General features: G+C 33.0%; 4 protein-coding genes. All 4 read right to left on the reverse strand.

From position 1 onward, the window contains the following. The coding region (locus QZ143_RS08260) for a DEAD/DEAH box helicase family protein (protein ID WP_292883056.1) at positions 1–548 on the reverse strand (548 nt) is incomplete at its 3' end. A gap of 32 nt (positions 549–580) precedes the next feature. Continuing rightward, positions 581–1648 carry a zinc ribbon domain-containing protein gene (locus QZ143_RS08265; protein ID WP_292883059.1) on the reverse strand — a complete coding sequence of 356 codons (1068 nt, stop codon included), beginning with the start codon at positions 1646–1648 and terminating at the stop codon, positions 581–583. Beyond that, positions 1649–3091: an AAA family ATPase gene (locus QZ143_RS08270; protein WP_292883063.1), complete on the reverse strand. Its 1443-nt coding sequence runs from the start codon at positions 3089–3091 to the stop codon at positions 1649–1651. A gap of 450 nt (positions 3092–3541) precedes the next feature. After that, complete coding sequence (locus tag QZ143_RS08275) at positions 3542–4201, reverse strand: hypothetical protein (RefSeq protein ID WP_292883065.1); 660 nt, start codon at positions 4199–4201, stop codon at positions 3542–3544. Positions 4202–4241: the final 40 nt, after the last annotated feature.

Consider the following 4241-nt stretch of genomic DNA (forward strand, 5'->3'; position numbering starts at 1 on the left):
CTTTCAATGTTGTGGGCCTCATCACATACCATCAGAGACCTTTTAGTAAAATCCCCAACATAATTAAGCTCCAAAAACATGTATGGATAATTTGAAATTACCACATCAGAGCTAAGTGCCAAATACTTTTGCCAGTAATAGCTGCAGGTATTTTCCCTAGTGACCTTTTCCTTTATTTTGTATTTGCAATTGTGGCCTTCGAGAACACATTTTCCCTCATCACATCCAGCATTGGACAATCTGCACTTAAAATTTGATCTTCCCTTGACAACACTGAAATCATTAAAATCCCGCACATACTGGTCCTGAAGCTGTTTTGTAATAGTCAATATATATGATGATTCAAACATTCTTGAAAGCGTTGCAGCTATTGCGGATTTGCCTGTACCTGTCCCAGCTTCCAAAACAATATACTTATACCCATTATCGACTGCTTCAAGAATTTCTGAAATTGTCTCAAGCTGGTGTTTTCTTGCCTTTTCGAATGGAAAATAGTTCAAAACTTGAGGATTAACATTTGCATATTTGGTGTATGGCCACTTTGTCATGATAATAAGATATATAGGTTAAAATATTTAACCTAATCGTAATTTTTAATCGAATCGATGAGATTTTCCATATCACCCAACAGGCCTTCGACATCATCATTGCCGGCAGGATCAAGTGAAAGTACCAACTCATCAATCAAACCGTCAAGCTTGTCAGATATTGAATTGAGTGTATTGAACTTTGATTTGATTTCAGATTCGATTCTCGGCGAATCCTCACTTGCGAGCCTTATGATGTTTGAAATGTTATCCGCTTCCTGGTTGAACAGCTTTGTTGAGCTGTCAACTACAGATATGAATTTGGTATATGTCATTTGCGGTGGCTGGAATTTCTTTTCAATCAATTCTCGGGCACGACTATCCTTTTTATAATACTCGTTTTTAAGGTCATCCAGCTGCCTTTCATATTCATCAAACTCATGGACACTGACTTGTGGAGCGGTCTTGACGGCCTTTTTTGGAGGCTCCATCTTTTGAGTTTCAGTATATGAAACTCTTTTAGCGTTTGTATTATCCTCATAGGTAATCTTGTGTATTACAAAACCAATGATTGATGCCGGAATTGCAAAAATCAATCCTATTACGACATATACAACCAATGCAGGTGAATTGGATACGACTGCAATCAATGAAAAAATTATAAATATCAGTATACTGAATATCTTTGTCTTTGATAAGACATAACCTCCGGTTTTCTTGCTTTGCCAGAAAAACAGAAGATTTTTCAAATCAGTAATCAAACCCAAATCATTGTTGTCAAGCTTGGCTTTTGATGGCCTGAACTTGAAATAATGGCCGAGATATCCTATCAAAAATACCAGTAGAGTGAATATTGCTGTTAATATAAGCATTCCAGGCACAACAGGTGAAACAAAAGTGGATAAAATCATTACAGCAAATGTGAATATGGCTGCCAATTTTGATTTTGCCAAAATATATTTTCCATCAACTTCCCAATAGAACAGGGAATGAATAATACTTGGCTTTGAATTTGCTGTGACTTCCGCCTTATGTCTAAATGAAGTTGATTTGCAGTTAGGACAAAAGTTAGCAGTATCGTTTACATTTTCGCCACAGCCGGTGCATATTTTTTCACCCATCTAATCATCTCCAACTAAGAAATCTTCATATGTCAACGTATTTAATTCCTCATCAGTTATATTGTCTTTTCCAGCGAGACGATTTGCTTGAGAGGTTATCACCTCTTCAAATAGGTTTCTAACAGCTCGGGCATTTGCAAAGTTTTTGGAACGGTTCTCGTACATCTTTTTAAAGTATTGGCGAAGGTATTCATCAGCTCCTTTATCCAACACCAGATTGGAATCTTCACACATGAGCAGAAATATTTTATATAGTTCCTCATCGTTGTAATCTTCAAACAGTATGAATTTGTTGAATCTTGACTCCAAACCTGGATTTGAGTTAAGGAACTTGTCCATAAGTTCCGGATAACCTGCAACAATGACAATCAAATCGTCACGATTATCTTCCATTGCCTTTAAAAGAGTATCAATTGCTTCTGCACCATAGTCATTTTCACTGTTTGATGCCAGACTATATGCTTCATCGATAAATAAAATTCCACCCATTGCAGATTTAATTACGTCTTGAGTTTTGATTGCAGTTTGGCCGACATACCCACCAACAAGGCCTGACCTGTCGGTTTCAATCAAATGACCTTTTGAAAGAATTCCGATTTCGTGATATATTTTTGACAATAATCTTGCAACTGTTGTTTTTCCTGTTCCGGGATTTCCTGAAAATACTAAATGCAAACTCATTGGAGGCTGTGATATGCCTCGACTTTTACGCAATTCTCTAATTTGAACGAGATTAAGTAATGAATTAACATCTTTTTTAACTTTTTCAAGACCAATGAGTTTGTTTAATTCCTGTAAATATTCATCTAAAGTGTGAGTTTCCTCAACGGTATTTGCAGTGCTGGTGTTTTGGTTGAGTTTAATCGGTTTTAAATTAACATTATCATCTGTTAATTTGGATTCTAGTTTATTGATGTAGGTGGAATATTTATTTAATACGACATCATCAAGTTCATTGTCCACTGTTATGAAAAATTTACCGAATAGCTTATAACAGCCAAACAATTCATTTGTTGAGCTTAATTCATGCATATCTAAGTCTTTACCATATAAGTCTAGCTGATGCAGGTATTTGAATGATAACGGATAATCATCAATTTCTTCGTCTACCAGTTTCAATATGTCTTCTTCAGTATAAGCAGTATCCAAAAGCACATTTATAAATTCGACTTCATTTTCAGTAATCTTTCCATCACCCCAGCCAAGATATGAAAAATATCTGAACAAATCATCCATTATTGCCGTTTCAATGGAAATGTCCTTTAGGTTTTCAATGTATGGCTTAAAGACACTTGCTGTCTTGACTATAAATTTCAGGTTATTGAAGTATCTAACCAAATAATCCATATGAATTTTTTCCACATCAGTATGACAATTTTGACAAGTCTCTTGGCTTTTATCTAAAATTGTACCGCAATCACTACAAATACTCCATTCCAACATATTATCATGGTTTAAATTAATTCAATTATCTACTTTCGTTTATACAATCTGAATATTTTACTTTTCAAATGTATTTTTTACTATGTTAATATATGGTGTTTTATTTAATAATTGTTATTGTTAAAATTAGATGGATTAGGTTTTTTGTATCATTTATTTAATTTTTGTTATAAAAATACTAAATTCAATACAGTAAGACGAAAAGAACAAAAACAGAAACAAAATTATGCGCAATACCCATTAATTTAAAAATAATATACTCTGAAACAAAAAATGAATCCCTTCCAAGATTAATAATCACAAACAAATAAAATTATTTGATAAAATAATTTTGACCCATCTTCAAAAAGGAAAAAAGATTGAAAATGCTAGTTTTAACATTTCACTCGAATCAATTGAATTTTTTCTAATGTCCAATATTCTTCAAAAAAAGATTTTAAAGAATAACAGTTAATAATCACCCCATGTTGATGCACGTTCTCCATAAGGCAATCCTCTTACTTCACATCTCATTCCCTTATAGTTTCTAACTGCAAACGCTGTTCCTCTATATGAATGACCTCCTCTTTTAATTGTTACTTTAACACCATTTGAAAAACCAGGATAATAACTGCCATGTTTTCTGAAGAATTTATAATGTTTTATTGCTTGTTTTTTCATTTTATTCCAGGTGCTTAATTTAATTTTCCATTTATATTTTGATTTACCTTTAAATGTTTTATACTTAGTTTTAGTTACTTTTATTTTAGCAGCGACTTTTTTTGTTGCAGTTAATTTAGCTTCTGGTGTTTTTGTTGCAGTTAATTTTTCAGGTGCAATAATACTTACAGTTAATATTGGAGTTACATTGGTACTTGATAATATCTTATCTTCCTCATTGATTTTACCCAATATCTCATTTGATTTTTCATCAGATTTTTCGGTCCGATTTAAATCAATTTCATTAATCTGTTCACTATCGAAATTCTCCAAACTAATTTCATCATAGCTTTGGTTAGTTTCCATACTGACTATCTCATCAGTTGCATTATTGTCAGCCGCACATACAGCACTCACTGCTAAAACTGCCAACAATACAAGAAAAAATACCTTCATCAATTTAAATTTCATGAATTTATGACTCCTTTTAATTCTTGAAGATATATTTTAT

Source organism: Methanobrevibacter sp. UBA188, assembly GCF_905234905.1.
Lineage (GTDB): Archaea > Methanobacteriota > Methanobacteria > Methanobacteriales > Methanobacteriaceae > Methanocatella.